Annotated in this window: 23 protein-coding genes; 10 read left to right on the top strand and 13 right to left on the bottom strand. The window is 70.7% G+C overall.

The window, feature by feature from the left end:
- Nucleotides 1–144: 144 nt before the first annotated feature.
- Genes OHT77_RS42185 through OHT77_RS42170 form a run of 4 tightly spaced genes read left to right on the top strand, consistent with a single transcriptional unit; the run spans nucleotide 145 to nucleotide 3,294 of the window.
- A complete protein-coding gene (locus OHT77_RS42185) occupies nucleotides 145–540 on the top strand; it encodes a nuclear transport factor 2 family protein (protein WP_328833659.1) in 396 nt (131 codons plus the stop codon).
- Entirely contained in the window at nucleotides 537–1,679 is a 1,143-nt protein-coding gene (locus OHT77_RS42180) for an acyl-CoA dehydrogenase family protein (RefSeq protein ID WP_328833658.1), read from the top strand. Before OHT77_RS42185 ends, OHT77_RS42180 begins: the two co-directional genes overlap by 4 nt.
- A 2-nt stretch (nucleotides 1,680–1,681) precedes the next feature.
- Nucleotides 1,682–2,470: an acyl-CoA dehydrogenase family protein gene (locus tag OHT77_RS42175; protein ID WP_328833657.1), complete on the top strand. Its 789-nt coding sequence runs from the start codon at nucleotides 1,682–1,684 to the stop codon at nucleotides 2,468–2,470.
- A gap of 20 nt (nucleotides 2,471–2,490) precedes the next feature.
- A complete protein-coding gene (locus OHT77_RS42170; protein ID WP_328833656.1) occupies nucleotides 2,491–3,294 on the top strand; it encodes an acyl-CoA thioesterase in 804 nt (267 codons plus the stop codon).
- 158 nt (nucleotides 3,295–3,452) lie between these two features.
- On the opposite strand, the gene OHT77_RS42165 is transcribed toward OHT77_RS42170, so the two are convergent.
- Together OHT77_RS42165 and OHT77_RS42160 are read right to left on the bottom strand one after the other, a co-directional pair.
- Complete coding sequence (locus tag OHT77_RS42165) at nucleotides 3,453–4,601, bottom strand: thiolase family protein (RefSeq protein ID WP_328833655.1); 1,149 nt, start codon at nucleotides 4,599–4,601, stop codon at nucleotides 3,453–3,455.
- Nucleotides 4,594–6,015 (bottom strand): class I adenylate-forming enzyme family protein, encoded by a 1,422-nt coding sequence (locus OHT77_RS42160; RefSeq protein WP_328833654.1) that lies wholly within the window; start codon nucleotides 6,013–6,015, stop codon nucleotides 4,594–4,596. Before OHT77_RS42160 ends, OHT77_RS42165 begins: the two co-directional genes overlap by 8 nt.
- Nucleotides 6,016–6,081: 66 nt before the next feature.
- Here OHT77_RS42160 and OHT77_RS42155 point away from each other — a divergent pair, with 66 nt between their 5' ends.
- The 3 genes from OHT77_RS42155 (at nucleotide 6,082) to OHT77_RS42145 (ending at nucleotide 7,921) form a co-directional block, all read left to right on the top strand.
- Nucleotides 6,082–6,843 (top strand): SDR family NAD(P)-dependent oxidoreductase, encoded by a 762-nt coding sequence (locus OHT77_RS42155; protein WP_328833653.1) that lies wholly within the window; start codon nucleotides 6,082–6,084, stop codon nucleotides 6,841–6,843.
- A 7-nt stretch (nucleotides 6,844–6,850) separates the two neighbouring features.
- Complete coding sequence (locus OHT77_RS42150) at nucleotides 6,851–7,612, top strand: SDR family NAD(P)-dependent oxidoreductase (protein WP_328833652.1); 762 nt, start codon at nucleotides 6,851–6,853, stop codon at nucleotides 7,610–7,612.
- A 126-nt stretch (nucleotides 7,613–7,738) separates the two neighbouring features.
- The gene (locus OHT77_RS42145) at nucleotides 7,739–7,921 is read left to right on the top strand and encodes a hypothetical protein (RefSeq protein ID WP_266775092.1); all 183 of its coding nucleotides are present in this window, start codon (nucleotides 7,739–7,741) and stop codon (nucleotides 7,919–7,921) included.
- Between the two features lie 52 nt (nucleotides 7,922–7,973).
- Here the strand turns inward: OHT77_RS42145 and OHT77_RS42140 are convergent, their stop codons facing one another.
- From OHT77_RS42140 to OHT77_RS42100, 9 genes are read right to left on the bottom strand one after another with little or no spacing between them, the layout of a single operon-like run.
- Nucleotides 7,974–8,807: an SDR family oxidoreductase gene (locus tag OHT77_RS42140; protein WP_328833651.1), complete on the bottom strand. Its 834-nt coding sequence runs from the start codon at nucleotides 8,805–8,807 to the stop codon at nucleotides 7,974–7,976.
- On the bottom strand, nucleotides 8,804–9,259 hold the full coding sequence (locus OHT77_RS42135; protein WP_328833650.1) for a VOC family protein: 456 nt from the start codon (nucleotides 9,257–9,259) through the stop codon (nucleotides 8,804–8,806). Before OHT77_RS42135 ends, OHT77_RS42140 begins: the two co-directional genes overlap by 4 nt.
- Nucleotides 9,256–10,314, bottom strand: a complete 1,059-nt coding sequence (locus tag OHT77_RS42130; protein WP_328833649.1) for a CaiB/BaiF CoA transferase family protein — start codon at nucleotides 10,312–10,314, stop codon at nucleotides 9,256–9,258. The genes OHT77_RS42135 and OHT77_RS42130 overlap by 4 nt, the downstream gene beginning before the upstream one ends.
- Nucleotides 10,311–11,267, bottom strand: a complete 957-nt coding sequence (locus OHT77_RS42125) for an LLM class F420-dependent oxidoreductase (RefSeq protein WP_328833648.1) — start codon at nucleotides 11,265–11,267, stop codon at nucleotides 10,311–10,313. The genes OHT77_RS42130 and OHT77_RS42125 overlap by 4 nt, the downstream gene beginning before the upstream one ends.
- 31 nt (nucleotides 11,268–11,298) lie before the next feature.
- Complete coding sequence (locus tag OHT77_RS42120; protein WP_328833647.1) at nucleotides 11,299–11,697, bottom strand: cobalamin B12-binding domain-containing protein; 399 nt, start codon at nucleotides 11,695–11,697, stop codon at nucleotides 11,299–11,301.
- On the bottom strand, nucleotides 11,697–13,298 hold the full coding sequence (locus tag OHT77_RS42115; RefSeq protein WP_328833646.1) for a methylmalonyl-CoA mutase family protein: 1,602 nt from the start codon (nucleotides 13,296–13,298) through the stop codon (nucleotides 11,697–11,699). The genes OHT77_RS42120 and OHT77_RS42115 overlap by 1 nt, the downstream gene beginning before the upstream one ends.
- Nucleotides 13,295–14,722: a FadD3 family acyl-CoA ligase gene (locus OHT77_RS42110; RefSeq protein WP_328833645.1), complete on the bottom strand. Its 1,428-nt coding sequence runs from the start codon at nucleotides 14,720–14,722 to the stop codon at nucleotides 13,295–13,297. The genes OHT77_RS42115 and OHT77_RS42110 overlap by 4 nt, the downstream gene beginning before the upstream one ends.
- Nucleotides 14,719–15,897, bottom strand: a complete 1,179-nt coding sequence (locus OHT77_RS42105; RefSeq protein WP_328833644.1) for an amidohydrolase family protein — start codon at nucleotides 15,895–15,897, stop codon at nucleotides 14,719–14,721. Before OHT77_RS42105 ends, OHT77_RS42110 begins: the two co-directional genes overlap by 4 nt.
- 35 nt (nucleotides 15,898–15,932) lie before the next feature.
- Nucleotides 15,933–17,471: an AMP-binding protein gene (locus OHT77_RS42100; protein ID WP_328833643.1), complete on the bottom strand. Its 1,539-nt coding sequence runs from the start codon at nucleotides 17,469–17,471 to the stop codon at nucleotides 15,933–15,935.
- 63 nt (nucleotides 17,472–17,534) lie between these two features.
- Between OHT77_RS42100 and OHT77_RS42095 the strand changes: the two genes are divergently transcribed.
- The 3 genes from OHT77_RS42095 to OHT77_RS42085 are packed head-to-tail and all read left to right on the top strand — an operon-like array spanning nucleotide 17,535 to nucleotide 20,074.
- Entirely contained in the window at nucleotides 17,535–18,548 is a 1,014-nt protein-coding gene (locus OHT77_RS42095; protein ID WP_328833642.1) for a ferredoxin--NADP reductase, read from the top strand.
- A 4-nt stretch (nucleotides 18,549–18,552) separates the two neighbouring features.
- Nucleotides 18,553–19,272 (top strand): enoyl-CoA hydratase/isomerase family protein, encoded by a 720-nt coding sequence (locus OHT77_RS42090; RefSeq protein ID WP_328833641.1) that lies wholly within the window; start codon nucleotides 18,553–18,555, stop codon nucleotides 19,270–19,272.
- Nucleotides 19,265–20,074, top strand: coding sequence for an alpha/beta hydrolase fold domain-containing protein (locus OHT77_RS42085; protein ID WP_328833640.1), 810 nt, complete (start codon nucleotides 19,265–19,267; stop codon nucleotides 20,072–20,074). The genes OHT77_RS42090 and OHT77_RS42085 overlap by 8 nt, the downstream gene beginning before the upstream one ends.
- On the opposite strand, the gene OHT77_RS42080 is transcribed toward OHT77_RS42085, so the two are convergent.
- Nucleotides 20,040–20,612 (bottom strand): TetR/AcrR family transcriptional regulator, encoded by a 573-nt coding sequence (locus OHT77_RS42080; RefSeq protein ID WP_328833639.1) that lies wholly within the window; start codon nucleotides 20,610–20,612, stop codon nucleotides 20,040–20,042. The two genes, OHT77_RS42085 and OHT77_RS42080, sit on opposite strands and share 35 nt — an antisense overlap.
- A gap of 112 nt (nucleotides 20,613–20,724) precedes the next feature.
- Nucleotides 20,725–21,036, bottom strand: coding sequence for a DUF1330 domain-containing protein (locus OHT77_RS42075; protein WP_328833638.1), 312 nt, complete (start codon nucleotides 21,034–21,036; stop codon nucleotides 20,725–20,727).
- Nucleotides 21,037–21,056: the final 20 nt, after the last annotated feature.

Here is a 21,056-nt window from a genome sequence, read left to right as displayed (position 1 = left end):
ACAGAGACTGTTGACGTCGCCTCACACCCCGTGGAAATCTGCCACTCATCTGAGAGAATGGCATTCTCATCGATGGTGAAGGGCGGAAAGTCCTTGTCCTCCTTGCCTGTTCCGGCCCCTCCCCCGGGTCCGACCGACGACCTGATGGAGATCCAGCAACTCCTCGCCCGCTACGCGGTGTGCATCACGCGCGGCGACCTGGACGGGGTGCTGGGGGTCTTCACGCCCGACGGCACGTACAGCGCCTTCGGGGACTCCTACGGCCTCGACGAGTTCCCGGCGCTCGTGGCCGCCGCGCCCAAGGGGCTGTTCCTCACGGGGACTCCGGCCGTCGACCTGTCGGGCGACACGGCGACCGGCACACAGCCGCTCTGCTTCGTCGACCACGCGACGCACGACCTGCGGATCGGCTACTACGACGACACCTATGTCCGCACGGACGAGGGGTGGCGGCTGCGCACGCGGGCGATGACGTTCATCCGCCGCAGCGGAGCGCACGACTCGGGCCGCCCGCACGCCTATCAGCGCCCGGGGACATGAACATCGCCTCACCGCACGGGGACATGAACATCCCTTCGCCGCCCGGGGACATCAACGTCGACGACTTCCGCGCGGGACTGCGCGCCTGGCTGGACGAGCACGACCTGTCCCCCGGCCCCGACCGCTCCCTGGACGCCCAGGTCGCTCAACTGGCCCGAGTTCGAGGGGCGTTGTACGACGCGGACTGGATGCGGTACGGCTGGCCCGCCGAGGTCACGGGGCTCGGCGGGCCCGCGGTGCTCAGAGCGGTGCTCGGCGAGGAGGTCGCCACAAGGGAGCTGGCCGAGCCGGGAATCTACTCGATGATCGAGGTCCTCGCCCCGACGATGATCTCGTACGCCTCTCCCGCGCTGGCCGCCGAGATGGTCCCGCGGCTGCTGAGCGGGCGCGAGCAGTGGTGCCAGGGCTTCTCCGAGCCCGGCTCCGGCAGCGATCTCGCCTCCCTCACCACCCGGGCCGTTCCGCGCGGCGACCACTGGGAGGTCAGCGGCCAGAAGGTGTGGACGAGCCTCGCCCAATTCGCCGCCCGCTGCGTCCTGTTGACGCGCACCGCGCCCGGGCACGACGGGATCACCGCGTTCTTCGTCGACATGGACACCCCCGGCATCACCGTCCGGCCGCTGCGCACGATGCACGGCGTGGACGAGTTCGCCGAGGTGTTCTTCGACGACGTGAAGGTGCCCGCCGACCGGATGCTCGGCCGCCCCGGCGACGGCTGGCGCCTCGCGATGGACCTGCTCCCGCACGAGCGGTCCACCTGCTTCTGGCATCGGATCGCCCATCTCTACAGGCGGCTTGACCGCCTGCTGGCCGAGACGGACATCCCCGACGACACCCAACTCGGTTCCGCCTACCTGGCGTTGCACACGGCCCGTTGCCGCTCCCACGCCACCCAGCGGCGCCTGGCGGCGGGCGAACGGCTGGGCGCGGAGACGTCGGTCGACAAGGTGCTGCTGGCCACCTCCGAGCAGCAGCTCTTCGAGACCGTCCGCGATCTGCTGCCCGGCGTACTGGAGTTGACGGACACGCCCTGGCGCTCGGAGTACCTGTACGCGCGGGCCGCGACGATCTACGGCGGTACGGCCGAGATCCAGCGGAACATCATCGCTCGGCGACTGCTCGACCTGGGAAGGGAGTAGCCGTGGACGCCGTCGAACGGGCCCTGCTCGCCGAGACGCTCCGCAAGACGATGACAGCGGCGTCCGGCCAGGCACTGGACACGGCCCTGGCCGACCTCGGCTGGGCCGAACTCGTCACGGAACAGGCGGACTTGGCCGTGCCGATCGCCTTCCGCCTGCTGGGCGAGACCGGCACGCACGCACCGCTCCTCAACGACGTCCTACTGCACGCGGCGGGCCACCCCCTCGGCGGCACGCTACCGATGCCGTTCGCGGGCGGCGCGTGGGTGATCTGGGAGCGCGACGACACCGTCGCCGGGACGACCCTGGACCCGGAACTGCCGCTGCGTACCGTGCCCGCCGAGGACTCCGGACCACCGCTCGCCGCCGGTCGTGTCGCGCTGGGCTGGTGGCTGGTCGGAACCGGCCGCGCGATGCTCGCACTCGGGCGTCAACACGCCGTGGACCGCGTGCAGTTCGGCCGCCCGCTGGCCTCCTTCCAGGCCGTACGGCACCGGCTCGCCGAGACGCTCGTGGCGCTGGAGGGCGCCGAAGCCACCCTGGTGGCGGCCACGGACGAGTGGGGCGCGCTGCTGGCCAAGGCGGCGGCCGGACAGGCGGCGCTGACGGCGGCCCGGCACTGCCAGCAGGTGCTCGGCGGGATCGGTTTCACCGCCGAGCACGATCTGTACCGGCACGTCCGCCGGGCCATGGTGCTGGACGGACTGCTCGGCAGCGCACGGGAGTTGACGCGCGAGGCGGGGGCCATGCTGCGGGCCGGCGGTTCCGCGCCACGGCTCGTCCACCTGTGATCGACCGAGGAGTGACATCAGTGACCGATCTGTGGCGTGACCTGCTCTCCTGCCTGGATCTCCACGCCCTGCCCGGCTCCGTCTACGAGGGCCGCAACCAACAACTGGGCTACCACCGCATCTTCGGCGGCCAGTTGCTCGCCCAGAGCGTCCGCGCCGCCCAACTGGCCTGTCCCCACAAGGCGGTCAAGAGCCTTCATGTGCAGTTCGCGCGGGCGGGGCGCCCTCAGGAGCCGGTGCGGTACGAGGTGACGCGGCATCATGAGGGCCGGTCGTTCGCCACGTTGACGGTCGTGGCGCGGCAGACACAGGGGGTCGCGGCGGTGGCGGGCGTGACCCTGCACTCCCACGAGGAGGGGCCCGACCAGCAGGCCGCGTTCCCGATGCCGTCGGTGCCGGGGGCGGAGCACGACGTCGGCCTGTCGCTGCTGCCCTGGGACACCCGGGCGACCGTCGACGTGGACTCGCCGAAATCGAAGCCTCCCGAGTACGACCTGTGGATGCGCACGCCGGCCGTAGTCCCGGAACTGGCCCCGGCGTTGACGGCGTACGCGAGCGACCTGAGCCTGATCGGTACAGCGCTCCGACCGCTGGAGGGGATCACCCAGCACGATGCGGGAACGGCGTTCACATCCGCGGTCACCGCGCACACGGTGTGGTTCCACCGCCCTTTCACCACGGACGACTGGCTTCTCCTCCGTCATCGGAGCCCGCTTCTCGCCCACGGCCGCTGCTACGGCCGGGGCGATGTGCTCACCGCGCGGGGGTCCCTGGTGGCGTCGTTCGCGCAGGAGGCGCTGCTGCGGTTCCGTGCGGTGGCCTGACAGATCGGCTCCGCGGGGCCGGGGTACGCGAGGCGTGTGACGGCCGGTCCTCACGGAGCGGTCATCGCGTCGCGTTCCGGTGCCGCCCTCTGCGGCCGGTCACGGGGCTGAGGGCAGGGGGGGCAACCCCCAGCCCCCGGCCCCCAGCCCCGCACCCATCACGGAGCCGGCACCTCGATGACCGTGGCCGAACCCATCCCACCTCCCGCACACATCGCTGCGACGCCGATCCCGCCGCCCCGACGGCGCAGTTCGTGCACCAGCGTCACCAGCATCCGCGCGCCGGTCGCCGCGACCGGGTGGCCGAGGGAGCAGCCGCTGCCGTTGACGTTCACGCGGTCGGGGTCGAGGCCGAGCAGTTTCACCGCGGCGACGGGCACGGCGGCGAAGGCCTCGTTGATCTCGAAGAGGTCGACGTCGAAGGTCGAAAGTCCCGCGCGGGCAAGGGCTTTGGGGATCACCTTCACCGGGGTCAGGCCCGTCTCGGCGGGGTCGGCGCCGACCGACGCCCATGAGCGGACGACGGCGAGGGCGGGCAGCCCCAGCCGGTCGCTGGCGACCACCAGGGCGGCGGCACCGTCGTTGGCGCCGCCCGCGTTCCCGGCGGTGATGGAGAAGCCGTCTATCTCCGGGTGGAGCGGCTTGAGCGAGGCCAGCTTCTCCAGGCTCGTGGTGCGGCGGGGATGTTCGTCGACGGAGAACAGTCCGTGCGGTGTGTCGATGGGCACCAGCTCCGCGTCGAAACGGCCTTCGTCGATCGCGCGAATGGCGTTCCGGTGGGAGCGCAGCGCCCACTCGTCCATGTCGGCGCGGCTGAGCCCGGCCCGTACGGCGGTGTTCCAGCCGACCGTGATCGACATGTCCAGGTTGGGGGCGTCGGGCCGGTCGGGGTGCGTGGGCGGGCTCCAGGGGTCGACCCACTCCCCCTCGACGCGGAAACGCTGTTTCGGTGAGGTGGAGGCCGAGTTGACACCGCCCGCGATGACGAGTTCGTCCATGCCTGCGCGGATGCTTCCCGCCGCGCTCTGCACTGCCGCGAGTCCGGCGGCGCAGTGACGGTTCTGGGCGAGGCCCGGTACGGCGGTGAGGCCGACGGTCAGTGCCGCGTGCCGGGCGACGACGCCTCCGCCGTAGAGGCCCTCGCCGAGGATCACGTCGTCGACCGCGGCCGGGTCGAGGCCCTCCGTGGCGGCAGCGGCGGCAACGATGTGGTGGGCGAGGTCGAACGCGCTGGTGTCGCGCAGGGTGCCCTTGACCGCGGTGCCGACGGGGGTGCGCAGGGCGGACACGAGGACTGCTTCAGGCATGGGTGGTCTCCAACTCGGCCAGCAGGGTGCGGCGCAGCAGCTTTCCGGTCTCGGTCTTGGGGAGTTCGGCGCGGAACACGACGACGTCGGGCGTCTTGGAGGAGCGCAGCCGGTCCTTGACCCACTGGCGGACCTCCGCCGGGTCGCCCTCGCCGACCACGACGGCCACGATCCGCTGCCCCCACTCGGGGTCGGGCACGCCGATGACCGCCGCCTCGGCGATCCCGGGGTGGGTGACGAGAACGTCCTCTATCTCGGCGGGAGCGATGTTCTCGCCACCGCGAATGATGGTGTCGTCGGCGCGGCCCTCGATGAACAGATAGCCGTCGCCGTCCAGCCGTCCCCGGTCCCGGGTGGGGAACCAGCCGTCGGCGTCCAGCGCGCTGCGTCCGCCGTACTCGCCGGAGATCTGGTCCCCGCGCACGAACACCAGCCCGGTCTCCCCGGCGGGGGCCGGCTTGCCGTCGTCGTCGCGGATCTCGATCTCGACGCCGCGCAACGGCCGCCCCACGGAACCGAGTCGGTCACGCACGGCGGGATCGGACGCGGCCAGTGCCTCGCGGTGGTCGTCGGGTCCGAGGACCGCGACGGAGGAGGCCGTCTCGGTCAGGCCGTACGCGTTGACGAAGCCCGTCCCCGGGAAGATCCGCAACGCCCGTTCCACCACGGGTCGCGGGGTCCTCGCACCGCCGTAGGCGAGACTCCGGAGTGTGGGCGTGCCGGCGTCGTCGGTGGGGACCTCCGCGACGATACGGGCGAGCATGGTGGGCACGACGAGTGCGTGGGTGACCCGTTCGCTGCGCGCGGTCCGCAGCCACTCCGCCGCGTCGAAGGCGGAGAGATAGACGAGGCGGCGGCCGGAGTAGAGGTTCGTCAGCAGGTTCATCAACCCGGCCACGTGGTACGGCGGTACGGCCACGAGTGCCGCGTCGCCCTCCTCGGCGGAGGCGAACTCCTGGGTGTTCAGGACGTAGGCCAGCAGATGCCGGTGGCGCAGCAGTGCCGCCTTGGGTTCGGCGGTCGTGCCGCTCGTGTAGAGGACCACCGCGACCGAGTCCTGGTCCTGATCCTGCGCCAACTCGGGTGCGTCGGCGGCCTCTTGGGCGCTCAGCAGGTCGTCGAGGTCGTCGGGGCGCAGCACGAGGGCGCCGGGGTGGCGGGCCAGGAGGCGGGTCAACTGGTGTTCGCCCAGGCGGTAGTTGAGGGGGATGAACGGGATGCCCGCCAGGGCGGCACCGAACAGGGCCACCGGGTAGGCGAGGTGACTGGGACTCAGGTACAGCACGGCCGGGTAGCCCCGGAAGCGGTGGGCTGCGGCGCGGGCGCGGGCGAGCAGGTCCGAGGCGGTCAGGGAGCGGCCGTTCGCCGTGACCACCGGTCGGTCGCCGCCCGAGGCCACCATCTCGAGAATCATGGTTATATTCATGAGAATGCTATTCTCGTCTCACTAGAGCGCTGTTCGCAAGAGAGGAAATCCTTGATGCAGATCAGTGGGAGCTCCGCGGTGGTCGTCGGCGGGGCGGGCGGCCTGGGCGAGGCCACCGTCCGTCGACTGCACGCGGCGGGTGCGAAGGTCGTCGTAGCCGATCTGGCCGACGAGAAGGGCAAGGCCCTGGAGCGGGAACTGGGTGTGCGCTACGTGCGCACGGACGCCACCTCCGAGGACGACGTCCAAGCGGCCCTGGCCGAGGCGGAGTCGGCGGGACCGCTCCGCATCTCGGTGGACGCGCACGGCGGCCCGGCGAGCGGCGGCCGCCTCGTCGGCAAGGACGGCTCACCCCTCGACCTCGCTGGCTTCCGCATGACGATCGACGTGTACCTCACCGGTGTGTTCAACGTGATGCGCCTGGCCGCGGCCGCCATCGCCCGCCAGGAGCCCGTCGAGGGCGACCGGGGCGTCATCGTCAGCACGGCGTCGATCGCCGCCTACGAGGGCCAGATCGGCCAACTCCCTTACGCCGCCGCCAAAGGCGGGGTCGTCAGCATGACCCTGGTCGCCGCCCGCGACCTCTCCCCGCTCGGCATCCGGGTCGTCACGATCGCGCCGGGCACCTTCAACACACCGGCGTACGGCAAGGCGGGCGACCAGTTGGAGGCGTACTGGGGGCCGCAGATCCCGTACCCGAAACGTATGGGGCTGCCGGTCGAGTACGCGGGCCTCGTGCAGCACATCGTCGAGAACGACTATCTCAACGGCGAGGTCGTCCGTCTCGACGGCGCCCTCCGCTTCCCGCCGAAGTGAGCACGACATGAGTGAACTCACCGACGTGGAAGGCCCGTTGCAGGGCAAGGTCGCGTTCGTGGCGGGCGCCAGCCGCGGTATCGGCCGTACGGTCGCGCTGGCGCTCGCGGAGGCGGGCGCCTCGGTCGCCGTGGCCGCGCGTTCCGAGCGGGAGGGCCGGTTGCCCGGGACGATCCACTCGGTCGCGGACCGGATCACCGCGGCGGGCGGGCGCGCCCTGCCGGTGCCCTGTGACGTGAGCGACGAGGCGTCGGTCGACGCGGCCGTCGCCGCGGCCGTCGCGGAGTTCGGCGGGATCGACATTCTCATCGCCAACGCCGGGGTGCTGTGGCTCGGCCCGGTCGAGTCGACACCGCTCAAGCGCTGGCAGTTGTCGCTCGACGTCAATCTGACCGGGGTGTTCCTGGTGACCCGCGCGGTGATTCCGCACGTACGGGCGCGTGGCGGTGGCTCGTTGGTGGCCGTGACGACCGGCGGGGTGGGCATGACGGACCGGGGTGCGAACGCGTACTGGGTGTCCAAGGCCGCCGTCGAGCGCCTCTACCTGGGGCTCGCCGCCGACCTGCGCGAGGACAACATCGCGGTCAACTGCCTCGCCCCGTCACGGGTGGTGCTCACGGAGGGCTGGCAGGCGGCCGGCGGGGGCCGGGAGATCCCGCCGGAGATGGTGGAGCCGCCGGAGGCGATGGCGCGGGCCGCCGTGCTGCTCGCGGGGCAGGACGCCACCGGACTCACAGGAACCGTCCAGCGCTCGGAATCCCTTGCCTGAAAGGCAGTTGGCCCTCGGGCGGCACGAGATCGAGGTGACTGAGAGACAGCATCCGGGGCAACCGGGAGACAACGGCGCAGCCACCGGGATCACGCGTGGCTCGCCGTCTATCCATAGGGGTTAATAATGCTTGCAATCGTGGCGGCCGTGCTCTTCTTCATCGCCTTCATCATCCGTGTCACGGAGACATCGACGCAGATCGTCTTCAGCGAGACGAGTCTCATGCTGCTCGGACTCGCGTTCCTCGCCGCGCATTCGGCGGGACTGGGAACCGGCTGGTCCGCCCGCCGCAGCGGACGCCGCCGCTGAGGAAGCGGCGCGCCGCCCCCAGGGCGCGCCTCCTCCGCCGGTTGCCGACCGTTCAGCGACCGGCGCGTTCGCGTACCGCCGCACAGACCCCACCGTCGACGAGAACGTCGATTCCGGAAACGAAAGCGGCCTCGTCCGACAACAGAAACGCCACAGCAGCCGCGACGTCCTCGGCCCGGCCCACCCGCCCGAGCGGCGTCTGCTCCACGAGAGCCGTCATGGCGGGCTGGGCCGAGGCCTCCTGCCGCCCCTGAGGGGTGTCGATGACACCCGGCGACACGGAACACACCCGCGCCCCGTACGGCCCGAGCCGCACCGCCTCCCGCCGCACGAACCGATGCACCCCGTGCTTGGCCCACGCGTACGCGAGACCGGTGTTCTCCACCGCAGGCCCGAGAGCCTCCCGCAGCCGGTCGAGAAAGTCGTCCCGCAACGGCTCGTCGAGGATCGCCGCTACGGCGGGATCGGCCTCGATGTTGCCGAGGAGCGGGGCCATCGAGGCGAAGCAGACCATCGCGGTCCCCTCGCCGGCGAGCGGGCGGAGGGTCTCGGCCAGGCGTGCGGTGCCGCCGAGGTCGACCTCGAAGATGTGCCGCCAGTCGGCCATGGTGGGCGAGATCCCGGCGGCGTGCGACACGGCCCTCAGCGATCCCAACTCTTCGACACGGGCGGCGAGTCGGGAGAGTCCGGCCGGGTCGGTGATGTCGAGGACGAAGGGTTCGACCTCGATCTCCCCGTCGGCGGCGGCCAGTTCCTCCGCCGCCGCGGTCACGGCCGGCTCGTCCCGGTCCACCAGCAGCAGGATGTCCACCAGGTCGGTGAGCCGTCGTGCGCAGGCGAGTCCCATGCCGCGCCCGGCCCCGGTCGCGATGCCTACGGCCGTCATGCGTCCCCTCCTCCGTGAGCCCACAGCTTCTCCAACCCGGGCCGCGCCACCCGGTCCACCAGTTCCACGAGCAGGCCACTCGGGCCGCGCAGGAACGCGAAGGGCGCGCCGCCGGTGCCGCCCCGGGCCGCCTCGGTCACGAAGCCCTGCCGGGTGAGGTCGGCGGCGTCCGCGGCGACGTCGTCGGACCAGTAGCCGACGTGGTGCACACCGCCGCCGGCCACCGGTTCCCACAGCGTTCCGGGGATACGCCGGACGATCTCCAGCCGGGGCACCGTCCTGGAGTACGCACAGCTGATGTCGAGAACGGCGTTTCCGGTCGGCAGCGTCAGCGGAACCGCCCCGCCGATCTCGGCGCACCACTCATACCCGAACGCGGCCGAGAACTCGGCCAGCGCCCCCTCGAAGTCCTCGACCACGAGCCCGAGATGGAACTGGTCCTCGGCCCTCATGACTCCCCCACCACCCCGGAAACGTCATGCTCACCCAGGCGGGGCGGCGGCCCGTACTCCGGCTCGTACCCCGCGACCCGCACCGAACCGCGCACCAGCCGGAAGTCCCCGGCCGTCACCACGGCCTCCGGTGTCGCCGCGAGCGCCTGCGGCAGCGTGCGTACGGCGGCTGCCGGAACCCCGAGCGGCCGCAGCCGCGCCTCCCAGGCCGCGGCGGTGTCCGCAGCCAGTGCGTCCGCCACGACTGCCAGCACCTCGTCGCGGCGCTCCGAACGCTCGGCCATGGTGGGGAATCCCCCGATGCCCGCCTCGGCGGCGAAGGACTTCCAGAAACCGTCGTGAGTGATGAAGAGCGCCAAGTGACCCTCGGCGGTGGGGAAGAGCTGGGCCGGTACATAGTAGGAGTGCGCGCCTGACGGCAGCCGACGCGGTTCGACGCCTTCGTTGAGGTAGGCGGAGGCGCGGTAGTTGAGCTGAGACAGCATCACATCGCGCAAGGACACCTCGACTTGGCCGCCGTGCCCGGAGACGATCTGGGCGAGGAGCCCCAACGCGGCTGTCAGGCCTGAGGAGTTGTCGGCCGACGAGTAGCCGGGCAGGGTCGGCGGCGCGTCCGGGTCACCGGTGAGGGCGGCGACCCCCGTGGCTGCCTGGACCACGTAGTCGAAGGCGGGTTCGTCGCCCGCGTCCAGGCCGTAGCCGGTGAGCGCGACGCACACGATCCGGTCGTTCCACCTGCGGAGTACGTCGTAGGTCAGGCCGAGGCGGTGGATCGCCGACGGTTTGAGGTTGACGAGCAACGCGTGTGCGTCGACGACGAGTTGACCGAGCCGGGTCTGCCCTTCGTCGGTCGTGAGGTCGAGGCGGATGCTGCGTTTGCCGCGGTTGAGACTGGCGAAGTAGGCGTCGCCGACCTGGCGTGAGATGTCCCCACCCGGTGGTTCGATCTTGGTGACCTCGGCTCCGAGGTCGGCGAGCATCATCGTGGCGTAGGGGCCGGCGAGCATGTGGCCGACCTCCAGGATGCGGATGCCGTCGAGCGGCCCGGTGGTCATCGCAGGTCCGCGGCGAGGGCGGCGAGCATGTCGCGGGTGCGGTACTTGGAGGCGACCAGTTCGTCGCGGGTGTCGCCGATGGGCAGCAGCCGTACGGAGAGGTCGGTGACCCCGGCGTCGGCGAAGCGGCGGAACCGGGCGGCAATGGCGTTCTCGTCGCCCGCCGCACACAGATCACCGATGTCGCGGGCGTCGCCGTACTCGAGAACACGCTGGTAGTTGGGCGAGATCTCGGCCTCGCCGAGGATGCGGTTGGCTCGTTCGCGGGCCTCGTCGACGCGGTCGGGGCCGCACACGCAGACGGGTATGCCCGCGACGATGCGCGGTGCGGGACGTCCTGCGCTCTCGGCGGCCTTGGTGATGCGCGGGACGACGTGTTCGTGGATGGCGCGTTCGTCGGCCATCCACAGCACGGTGCCGTCGGACCGTTCGCCGGCGATGCGCAGCATGACCGGGCCGAGGGCCGCGAGCAGGACCGGCATGGGGGCGACGGGGGCGAGGGTCAGCGGGTTGTGGACGCTGAAAGTGCCGTTCTCGATGTCGACGTCGCCGGTTCCGCCGAACGCGGCGTCCAGGACGTCCAGGTAGTCGCGGGTGAGGGCGGCCGGTTTCTCGTAGGGCAGTCCCAGCATGTCCCGGATGATCCAATGGTGGGAGGGTCCGAGGCCGAGGGAGAGCCGTCCGCCTGTCGCGGCCTGGGCCGAAATGGCCTGCCGGGCAAGGGCGATGGGGTGCTGGGCCTGCAACGGGACGACGGCGGTGCCGAGTTCGATGCGCTCGGTGCGCGCGCCCATCAGCGCGATCGCGGTCAGCGCGTCGAAGTCGGAGGGGATCTGCGGCACCCACACGGTGTCGAAGCCCGCCTTCTCGGCCCATGTCACGTCGTCGATCATCCGGGTGACCTTACGGACCGAGTCTCCACGCTCGGGCCCGATCATCACTCCGATGCGCACGCTGCCTCCAGGGTGTCGGATTGCCGCCGGGTCATGGCGAGTTGACGGTTGTCAGGGCACGCATCGTGGTCACCAGGGCGTCGAGCGGTGTGCCCGTGGGGAAGACCGCGGCGGCTCCGGCGGTGAGCAGTTTCGGTACGTCGGCGGGCGGGATGGTGCCGCCCACGACGACGGCGATGTCCTCGGCGCCGTTGGCGCGCAGGGCCTGGATGACGCGGGTGGTCAGGGCGAGGTGCGCACCGGAGAGGATGCTGAGGCCGACGACGGCCACGTCCTCCTGGACGGCGACGGCGACGATGTCGTCGACGCGCTGCCGGATGCCGGTGAAGACGACCTCGAAGCCCGCGTCGCGCAGGGTCCGCGCGACGATCTTGGCGCCGCGGTCGTGTCCGTCGAGCCCCGGTTTGGCGACCAGCACACGGGCGTTCATCAGAACACCACCGGCTGCTGGAACTCGCCCCAGACCGCCTTGAGCGCGGCGACCATCTCGCCGACCGTGCAGTAGGCGTTGGCGCAGTCGATCAGCACGGGCATGAGGTTCTCGGTGCCTTCCGCCGCGCGGGTCAGTTCGGCGAGGCGCTGCCGTACGGTGGCGGCGTCGCGGGTGGCCTTGACGTCGGCGAGCCGTTTCAGCTGCCGGTCGCGGCCCTCCGCGTCGAGTTCGTACGTGGCGAGATCGGGCGGGGGTTCGTCCGCGACGAAGCGGTTGACGCCGACGACCGGCCGGGTGCCCGCCTCGACCTCGCGGTGCAACTGGTAGGCCTCGTCGGCGATGAGGGTCTGCAGATAGCCGTCCTCGATGGCACGGACCATGCCGCCGTAGCGCTCCAGGTCGTCCATGATCTCGACGATGCGGGCCTCGGTGGCGTCGGTGAGCGCCTCGACGAAGTACGAGCCGCCGAGCGGGTCCGCGACCCGGGTGACCCCGGTCTCGTGGGCGAGGATCTGCTGGGTGCGCAGGGCGAGTGTCGCCGATTCCTCGCTGGGCAGGGCGAACGGCTCGTCCCAGGCCGCCGTGAACATCGACTGGACGCCGCCGAGGACCGAGGCGAGTGCCTCGTAGGCGACGCGGACGGTGTTGTTCTGCGCCTGCGGTGCGTAGAGGGAGGCGCCTCCGGCGACGCAGCCGAAGCGAAACATGGCCGCCTTGTCGCTGCCCGCTCCGTACCGCTCGCGCACGATGGTCGCCCAACGCCTGCGCCCGGCACGGTACTTGGCGATCTCCTCGAAGAAGTCACCGTGCGTGTAGAAGAAGAAGGAGACCTGCGGGGCGAACTGATTGATCGTCATACGGCCGCGGGCCAGGACCGTGTCGCAGTAGGTGACCCCGTCCGCGAGCGTGAAGGCCATCTCCTGCACGGCGTTGGCGCCGGCGTCCCGGAAGTGGGAGCCGGCGACGGAGATGGCGTTGAACCTCGGCACTTCGGCGGCGCAGAACTCGATGGTGTCGGCGATGAGCCGCAGCGAGGGTTCGGCGGGCCAGATCCAAGTGCCCCTGGACGCGTACTCCTTGAGGATGTCGTTCTGGATGGTGCCGGTGAGTTTCGCCCGTGGCACGCCCGTGCGTTCGGCCGCGGCGACGTAGAAGGCGAGCAGGATCGCGGCCGTGCCGTTGATGGTGAAGCTGGTGCTGATCCTGTCGAGGGGGATGCCCTCGAAGAGGATCTCGGCGTCGGCGAGGGTGTCGACGGCGACGCCCACCCGGCCGACCTCCTCGGCCACTTCGGGGTCGTCGGAGTCGTAGCCGCACTGCGTGGGCAGGTCGAGGGCCACGGAGAGGCCGGTGCCGCCCTGTTGGAGGAGGTAGTGGTAGCGGCGGTTGGAGGACTCGGCGGTGCCGAAGCCGGAGTACTGGCGCAGCGTCCACAGCCGTCCCCGGTAGCCGGTGACGTAATTGCCGCGTGTGAAGGGGAAGTTGCCCGGCGCGGGCGGCTCGGATCCGATGTCGTCGGGGCCGTAGACCGGTTTGAGGGGCAGGCCGGACGCGGTCCGGACGAGGTCGTCGCCCTGGGGCGGTGTGGGAGGCGTCATCGCAGGAGGTCCTTCATCACCTTTCCGGTGGCGTTCAGCGGCAGTTCCGTGCGGAACTCCACCGTCCGGGGCACCTTGAACCCGGCCATCCGCGGCCGACTCCACTCGATCAACTCGTCGGCGGTCAGCGGCCCTTGGCGGACGACGAAGGCCTTGCCGACCTGTCCCATCCGCACGTCGGGGACGCCGATCACGGCGGCCTGGGCGACCGCCGGGTGCTCCATGAGGAAGCCCTCGATCTCGGCCGGGTAGGCGTTGAAGCCGCCGACGATGAACATGTCCTTCTTGCGGCCGACGATCCTCAGATAGCCGCGTCCGTCGAGGGTGCCGAGGTCGCCGGTGTGCAGCCAGCCGTCCTGGTCGATGGCCTCGGTGGTGGCGTCGGGGTCGTTGAAGTAGCCGTGCATCACGCTGTAGCCGCGGACCAACACCTCGCCGTCGTCGGCGACTTGGACCTCGACGCCGTCGCAGGGAGTGCCGACGGTGGTGGCGATGTCCTCGAAGGAGTCGCCGGGCCGGGTGGCGGTGGCCGTGCCCGCCTCGGTCAGGCCGTAGCCCGTCATGATCGAGGTGAAGGGAAGTTCGGTCATCACCCGGCGGATCAGTTCGACGGGGATGTCGGCGGAGCCGGTGACCGCAACGCGCAGTGAGGACAGGTCTCTTGAGCCCCGGTCGGTGAGCAGCGAGTGGTAGAGCGTGGGCGGTCCGGGCAGGACCGTGACCCTCTCGCGCTCGACCAGCTCCAGGACGCGTTCCACGTCGAAGACGGGGACGGGAAGGATGGTCATGCCGCGGATGAGGGAGGCGACCAGGCCCGCCTTGAGGCCGAAGATGTGGAAGAACGGGTTGACGATCAGATAGCGGTCGCCCTCCCTGACCCCGGCCAGGTCGCACCACTCCGCGTACAGCCGGAGCGTCTGGGCGTGGGTCATCGGGACGCCCTTGGGCCGGCCGGTGGTGCCCGATGTGAACACGATGTCGCTGATTTGGTCGCCGGTGACCTTCCGCTCGAAGGGTGAACCGCTCGCCAGGAAGCCTGACTTGAGGTCGATGACCGGTACGCCGGGCGGCGCGGTGAAGTCCAGGCCGAGGAAGCCCTCCTGGACGAGAACGGCCTTCGCGCCGCTGCGCACGATGATGTCGTGCGCCTCCTCCGCCTTGAACCGGGTGTTCACCGGCACCACCACGCCGCCCGCGGTCATGAGACCGAAGGCGGCGACGATCCACTCGGCGGAGTTGGGCGCCCAGATCGCGACGCGGTCGCCCTGCTCCACCCCGGCCGACGCGAACGCTCCCGCAGCCACACGCACCCGCTCGACCAGCTCGGTGAACGTGAGGCGGAGCGGGCCGTCCACCACGGCTTCGGCGTCACCGAAGCGGTCGGCCGCGCTCAGCACCATCTGCGGGATGCTCTCCCAGGTCATACGCCGATCAAGCGGGCGAGGTTGCCGCCCATGATCTTGGCCTGGTCGGCCTCCTTCATGCCCTGGAGCGCGTCGATGTAGGACACCGGGTCGGCCAGCCCCTCGGGATGCGGGTAGTCGGAGCCGAACAGGACACGCTCGACGCCGACGACCTCGGAGAGGGCGGCCATGTCCTCCTCCCAGAACGGGCTGATGTGGATGCGCTTCCTGACCTCTTCGACCGGGTCGCCGAGGAAGCCCTTCGGCTGTTTCTTGTAGACGCTGCCCAGTTGGTCGAGCAGCGGCAGCAGCCAGGAAGAGCCGTTCTCGATGACCGAGACCTTCAGTTCCGGGAAGCGGAAGAGGGCTCCGTGGCAGACCCAGGACGCGACCGCGTCGGTGACCGGGCGCCACTCGGACATCATCCGGAAGACCTGCGCCTGGAACGGCGTCATCTCCTGGCTCCTGCCCTCCCAGTCGCTGGAGTAGCGGGAGTAGCCGCTGTCGGAGGAGTGCATGGCGACGAGCACGCCCGCCTCCTCGACCCGCTTCCAGAACGGGTCGAACTCCGGCAGCGCGAAGGACCGCGACCCGCCGTGACCGGGGACCGGCGCGGGCCGGACGAGAATCGCCCTCGCACCGCGTTCAAGGCACCACTCCAGCTCGGCGATCGCCTTGTCCAGGATCGGCAGGCTGATCACCGGGGTGGTGAAAATGCGGTTCTTGTAGTTGAACTGCCAGGTCTCGTGCAGCCATTGGTTCAGGGCGTGGACGACGACGTGGATCAGCTCCGGGTCGTCCCGCATCCGCTCCTCGACCAGGCTGGCGAGGGTCGGGAACATCAGGGTCTGCTGGATGCCCAAGTCGTCCATGAGCGCCAGGCGCGGCCCGGGTTCGCGGAACGCGGGGATCGACCGCATCGGCTCCCCGAACAGCTCCCGGTGCGACTTGCCCTCGGGATTCCCCTCGCGGAAGTAGTCCTCCCACGCACCGGGCCGGGCAACGACCTCGAAGGTGGGGTTGGGGATGTAGTCGCTGATCTGACCGCGGATGGCGATCTTCGTACGGCCCTTCACCTGCACGTACTGGATGGCGCTCGCGTACTGCTTGGGCAGGTACCGGGTGAGCGCATCCTCCGTCTCGTACAGGTGGTTGTCCGCGTCGAACAGTGGATACGGCGGCACGCGCGATGGCATGAGATCCTCCTTCGCAGAATGCGAGAATCCTATTCTCACTCTTGATGCGCGGCAATATCCTTGCGGAGAACGAACTTCTGGACTTTGCCGCTGGCCGTCCGCGGGAAGTCGCCGACGACGTGCAGCTCCTCCGGCCACTTCTGCCGGGCCAGACCCACCGCGGCGAAGTGGGCGCGCAGGTCGTCGAGGGTGGGTTCGGGGTGGCCCGTCCGCAGGCGTACGACGGCTGCCGCACGCTCCCCGAGGCGGGCGTCCGGTACGGCCACGACCGCGGCCTCGGCGACGGCCGGCAGGGCGAGGAGGACCTCCTCCACCTCCAGCGCACCGATGTTCTCGCCGCCGCGGATGATGATGTCCGCCTTGCGGTCGGTGATGGTCAGGTAGCCGTCCTCGTCGAACTCACCGATGTCGCCGGTGCGGTACCAGCCGTCGGCGTCGAAGGCCCGCTCGGTGAGGGCCGGGTCGGTGTAGCCGAGGCAGAGGTCCGGGCCCCGGCTGAGGATCTCCCCGTCCTCGGCGAGCCGGATCTCCACTCCGGCCAGCGCGTCCCCGTCGGTGTAGAGCCGCTTGCCCTCGGGCGCGGTGTGGGCCGACGCAGTGATCGAGGGGTGCTCGGTGCTGCCGTAGGCGCGGAAGACCGTGATGCCGAGGTCGGCGAGGCGTCGGGTCACCGCGTTCGGTACGGCCGCGCCGCCGAGGCCCGCGTACTTCATGCGGGTCAGGTGGGCCGGGGTGAAGTCGGGGTGGTCCAGCAGGCTCGTCATGTAGTAGGCGGCGCCGCCTCCGACGGTGAGGCCGTCGCGGGCCATCAACTCCAGGGCAAGGCCCGGGTCCCAGGTGTCCGCGAGGTTCACCGGGCTGCCGTCGAGGACGGGGATCAGGAAGGCGTTGACCATGCCGATGAAGTGACCGACGGGCGCGGAGGTGAGCTGGTGGCCGCGGTCGGGCGGGTAGCGGCCTGCCAGTTGGCGGGTCTCGAAGGCCAGGGTGCGGTGGCTGTGCACAACTCCCTTGGGATCGCGGGTCGTTCCGGAGGTGAAGGCGATCAGCGCCGGCCCTGACGGGTCCGTGGCGATGACGCCGGCCAGCGGTTCGGCGGCGAGCAGGTCGTCGAAGTCCCGTCCTACGACGCCGACCACGGGGATCTCCGCACTCACCTCGGGGTCGTGGCGCAGATGCCCGAACCGCTCGGCGGTGACGAAGGCCTTCGGCTCGACCGTGCCGAGGATGTAGCCGACCTCCTTGCGGCCGTAGAAGTGGACGATCGGCACCACGACCGCGCCGAGGAACGCCGAGGCCCAGAAGACGGCCGCCGCCTCCATCCAGTTGGGCAGCTGGAGTGCGACGACGTCGCCGGGGCCGACGCCCCGCTCGCGCAGTCCCCCGGCCAGTCGGCGGGCCGTCCGTTCGACCTCGCCGAAGGTCCCGTCCCAGGGCCGTACCGCCGAGTGGACCCGGAAGGCGGTCTCCGGGGCGGCCGCCAGTCCCCGCGCCAGCAGGTCACCGATCGTCTCCCTGGTCCACCAGCCCTCCGCCTCATAGCGGTTGACCAGTTCAGCGGGGATCTTTCGCACGACTGGAACCCCTCTCGTCATTGAGAATTGCACTCTCTCAGAGTGAGAAGGTAAATTCCACACATGGGACGAGACCACGGGTTCCACCCGGTGCGGATCACACGGATCATCCAGGAGACGCCCGACACACGGACCTACGTACTCGACGCGCCCTTCCCGTACCGGGCGGGCCAGTTCGTGACGATCAAGGCCTGTGGCACGCTGCGCAGTTACTCGATGTCCAGTTCTCCGGAGACGGACACCGAGTTCATGACGACGGTGAAGCGGGTCCCGGGGGGCCTGGTGTCCAACTGGATGCACGACCACCTCGCGCCCGGCGACGTCGTCGAAACCACCCTGCCCGCAGGGGTGTTCTGCCTGCGCGAGGGCGACGAGGCGGGCGGGGCAAAGGGGTTCGCCACTCCGGTGGTGGCGTTCTGCGGGGGCAGCGGGATCACGCCGATCCTGTCGCTCGCCAAGTCGGCACTGGCCGGCACCGGCCGCTCCGTGCGGGTGCTGGCCGCCGACCGGGACGCCGGGTCCGTCATCTTCGCAGACGCGCTGGGCGAGTTGGCCGAGCGGTATCCGGACCGGTTCGCGGTGCGCCACCATCTCGACGACCGGCAGGGGTTCGTCACCACGGACCAGGTGCGGGAGTTCGCGGGCGGCGACACGGACGCGGACTTCTACCTCTGCGGACCCGCGCCCTTCATGGAATTGGTGGAGAACGCGCTTCTCACACACGGGATCGCCCCCGAGCGGATCTTCGTCGAGCGGTTCGCGCAAGCCGCCGACCCTCCACCGGAGGATGCCCCCGAGCAGGAGGGCACCCTCACGCTCGTGCTCTCCGGAAAGCCGCACACCCTCGCGCAGCGCTCCGGCGAGACGTTTCTCGAGAGCGCGCGTCGAGCAGGTCTGGCCCCGCCGTTCTCCTGCGAGGCGGGCACCTGCGCCACCTGCATCGCCCAGGTCACCGCGGGTGAGGCCAAGATGCGCGTCAACAACGCGCTCGACGAGGACGAGGTCGCCGAGGGCTGGGTGCTGACCTGCCAGGGCGAGCCGACCACGCCGCACGTCACTGTCGTCTACGAGGACTGAGGCCATGGACGTAGATCTCGAACTCGACGAGGGCCTCGCGGTGGTCACGATCGACCGGCCGCACGCCCGCAACGCGATCGCCCCGTCCACGATGGACGAACTCGACAAGGTCCTCGACGCGGTGGCGGGCGCCAAGGCGCTGGTCATCACCGGTGCGGGTGACCGGGCGTTCGTCTCCGGCGGGGACCTGAAGCAGCTGAGTGCGATCAGGACCGAGGAGGACGCGATGGCCATGTCCCTGCGGATGAGGGGGATCTGCGACCGCATCGCGGCCTTTCCCGGACCGGTGATCGCCGCGCTGAACGGCCACGCGTTCGGCGGCGGCGCCGAGGTCGCGGTGGCCGCCGATATCCGGGTCGCCGCCGACGACATCAGGATCGGCTTCAACCAGGTGGCCCTGGCAATCATGCCCGCGTGGGGCGGCGCCGAGCGGCTCGCCCAACTCATCGGCAAGGGAAGGGCGTTGATGCTCGCCGGTGCCGGGACGGTGCTCGACGCCGCCGAGGCGCAGCGGGTCGGGCTGCTCGAACTGGTGCTGCCGCGCGCGGAGTTCGCGGCGGGTTGGCGCACCCTGGCCAGATCCCTGGCGACCGATCCGGCGCGGGAGATCAAACGCGTGATGAGCGGAGCCGTCCCGGAGGAGGAGGCGGCCCGCGCCTTCGCCCGCCTCTGGGTGTCCGACGAGCACTGGCAGGCAGCGGAGAGGGTGATGTCCCGTGGGTGACACACGAGTTGGGGCGACCGGGGCCGACACGGGCCTGGGCGACGCCGGCCTGGCCGACGTACGCGCGCGCTCGGACCGTGCGCCCGACGACGGGCGGGTGCGGGTCGAGTCGAGCCCGGTGGGGCCGATCGTTCGGCCGCCGGACGCGAGCGATCTCGTCATCCTGTATCTGCACGGGGACCGGCAGTTGGCGGCCTCGCCGGAGTCGGCGGTGGATCTGGCGGAGCGACTCGCCTTGCGGACGGGGGCAGTTGTGGTGTGCCCGCGCTACCGGTCGTCGTTCCCGGGGGCGCTCGACGACGTGCACGCCGTGTACAGCTCGTGCCAGGCGCGTGGTCCGGTCGCGCTGGCCGGTGAGCGGCTGGGGGCCGGGCTCGCGGCCTCGCTGCTGGTGCGGCTGCGGGACATGGGGGCGCGGGAGCCGGAGTGCGCGGTGCTGAGTTCGGCGCTGCTCGATCTGACCCTGGACGCGCCGAGCCTGCTGTTCAACGCGGCCGCCGATCCGGGCTTCGACATCGACGAACTCCGTTTGCACGCGGCCCGGTTCGCCGGTGGCGCCGACCGCACCAACCCGCTGCTGAGCCCGCTGCACGCCAACCTGCACGGGCTGCCGCCGATTCAGCTCCTGGTCGCCGGCACCGATCCGCTGCTGGACGACTCCCTGTCGTTCGCGGCCCGCGCGGCCCACTCCGGTGTCACGGTGGATCTGCGGGTGCGGCCGGACGCGGTGAGTCTGCATCCCGAGAGCGTGACGGCGATGGCCGATTTCATACAGGCGTGGGCCCGAGCAGCACGCCCATGACATCGCGGATGATCTCGGGGTAGTCGGTCTGCTCCTCGTCGAGCATCCACTGCTGCTGGACCCCTTCGAGCATCGCGACCACGGCGGTCGCGGCGGCTCGGGGGGTCAGGCCGCTGGGTACGCGGTCGCCGTAGAGCGCGGTGAGGTGCTCGACGGTGTGCTCCTGGATGGACCGGTAGTAGTCGTGGCAGAACCGCTGTGCGTCGTCGCTGCCGGTGACGCCCTCGGCCACGAGAACGCTGTGGATCTGGGCGAGACCGGGGTTCTTGTGGTCGTAGGTGATGACCTCGGCGAGCAGTCCGGGCAGGTCCTCGCCGGCGTCCGCGTGCAGGGCGGCGAGGTGTTCGCGGGCGAGGTCCTCGCGGAGCTGGACGAGGGCGAGGAGAAGCCGCTTCTTGCTGGGGAAGTAGTGCAGGACGCCCTGTCTGGTCAGGCCGGCGCGCTCGGCCACGGCGTCGATGGAGGCCTTCTTGTAGCCCCGCTCGGCGAACACCGCCAGCGCGGCGACAAGGATCTCCTCGTGTCGGGCCGTCGTCATTGGGCTCCCCTTCCACCACGGCAACACCGGTGTGACCCTACGGTTGCCGTCGCGCGCAGGCGACCCTTCCGGCCACGGCGTTCCCGTTCCGCGGCCGGGGCTTCGTCCGGTCTCACGCGCCCCGGGTCGGCGGCTCGAAGCCGGCGACGATCACCGCGTTGGTGTCGGCCGCGGCCTGCCGCAGGGCCTTGGCGCGGCCGTACGCCTCCGACGCGTACCAGGCGCGTGCCGCTTCGACGGACTCGAATTCGAGCACGACGGTCCGGTCGCCGTGCCATTCGCCTTCGAGGACGTCCGGCTGTCCGTCGACGGCGAGGACGGACGCGCCGCCCTCGGCCATCGACGGTCCGGCCGCACGGCCGTAGGCGTCCATCCCGGCCGTGTCCTTGATCGACTCGGTCAGGATGACGTACCCCTTGGGCATCCGCGCACCTCAATTCACCT

The sequence above is a fragment of the Streptomyces sp. NBC_00252 genome (genome assembly GCF_036187565.1).
Classification (GTDB): domain Bacteria; phylum Actinomycetota; class Actinomycetes; order Streptomycetales; family Streptomycetaceae; genus Streptomyces.
This window is presented reverse-complemented; position numbering and strand designations above follow the sequence as displayed.

Excerpts from the sequence above, each read along its gene's own strand:
- OHT77_RS42185 (WP_328833659.1), top strand. The coding sequence starts at position 145 with ATGGAGATCCAGCAACTCCTCGCCCGCTACGCGGTGTGCATCACGCGC.
- OHT77_RS42180 (WP_328833658.1), top strand. The coding sequence starts at position 537 with ATGAACATCGCCTCACCGCACGGGGACATGAACATCCCTTCGCCGCCC.
- OHT77_RS42165 (WP_328833655.1), bottom strand. The coding sequence starts at position 4,601 with ATGCCTGAAGCAGTCCTCGTGTCCGCCCTGCGCACCCCCGTCGGCACC.
- OHT77_RS42160 (WP_328833654.1), bottom strand. The coding sequence starts at position 6,015 with ATGATTCTCGAGATGGTGGCCTCGGGCGGCGACCGACCGGTGGTCACG.
- OHT77_RS42155 (WP_328833653.1), top strand. The coding sequence starts at position 6,082 with ATGCAGATCAGTGGGAGCTCCGCGGTGGTCGTCGGCGGGGCGGGCGGC.
- OHT77_RS42150 (WP_328833652.1), top strand. The coding sequence starts at position 6,851 with ATGAGTGAACTCACCGACGTGGAAGGCCCGTTGCAGGGCAAGGTCGCG.
- OHT77_RS42145 (WP_266775092.1), top strand. The coding sequence starts at position 7,739 with ATGCTTGCAATCGTGGCGGCCGTGCTCTTCTTCATCGCCTTCATCATC.
- OHT77_RS42140 (WP_328833651.1), bottom strand. The coding sequence starts at position 8,807 with ATGACGGCCGTAGGCATCGCGACCGGGGCCGGGCGCGGCATGGGACTC.
- OHT77_RS42135 (WP_328833650.1), bottom strand. The coding sequence starts at position 9,259 with ATGAGGGCCGAGGACCAGTTCCATCTCGGGCTCGTGGTCGAGGACTTC.
- OHT77_RS42130 (WP_328833649.1), bottom strand. The coding sequence starts at position 10,314 with ATGACCACCGGGCCGCTCGACGGCATCCGCATCCTGGAGGTCGGCCAC.
- OHT77_RS42120 (WP_328833647.1), bottom strand. The coding sequence starts at position 11,697 with ATGAACGCCCGTGTGCTGGTCGCCAAACCGGGGCTCGACGGACACGAC.
- OHT77_RS42115 (WP_328833646.1), bottom strand. The coding sequence starts at position 13,298 with ATGACGCCTCCCACACCGCCCCAGGGCGACGACCTCGTCCGGACCGCG.
- OHT77_RS42110 (WP_328833645.1), bottom strand. The coding sequence starts at position 14,722 with ATGACCTGGGAGAGCATCCCGCAGATGGTGCTGAGCGCGGCCGACCGC.
- OHT77_RS42105 (WP_328833644.1), bottom strand. The coding sequence starts at position 15,897 with ATGCCATCGCGCGTGCCGCCGTATCCACTGTTCGACGCGGACAACCAC.
- OHT77_RS42095 (WP_328833642.1), top strand. The coding sequence starts at position 17,535 with ATGGGACGAGACCACGGGTTCCACCCGGTGCGGATCACACGGATCATC.
- OHT77_RS42090 (WP_328833641.1), top strand. The coding sequence starts at position 18,553 with ATGGACGTAGATCTCGAACTCGACGAGGGCCTCGCGGTGGTCACGATC.
- OHT77_RS42080 (WP_328833639.1), bottom strand. The coding sequence starts at position 20,612 with ATGACGACGGCCCGACACGAGGAGATCCTTGTCGCCGCGCTGGCGGTG.
- OHT77_RS42075 (WP_328833638.1), bottom strand. The coding sequence starts at position 21,036 with ATGCCCAAGGGGTACGTCATCCTGACCGAGTCGATCAAGGACACGGCC.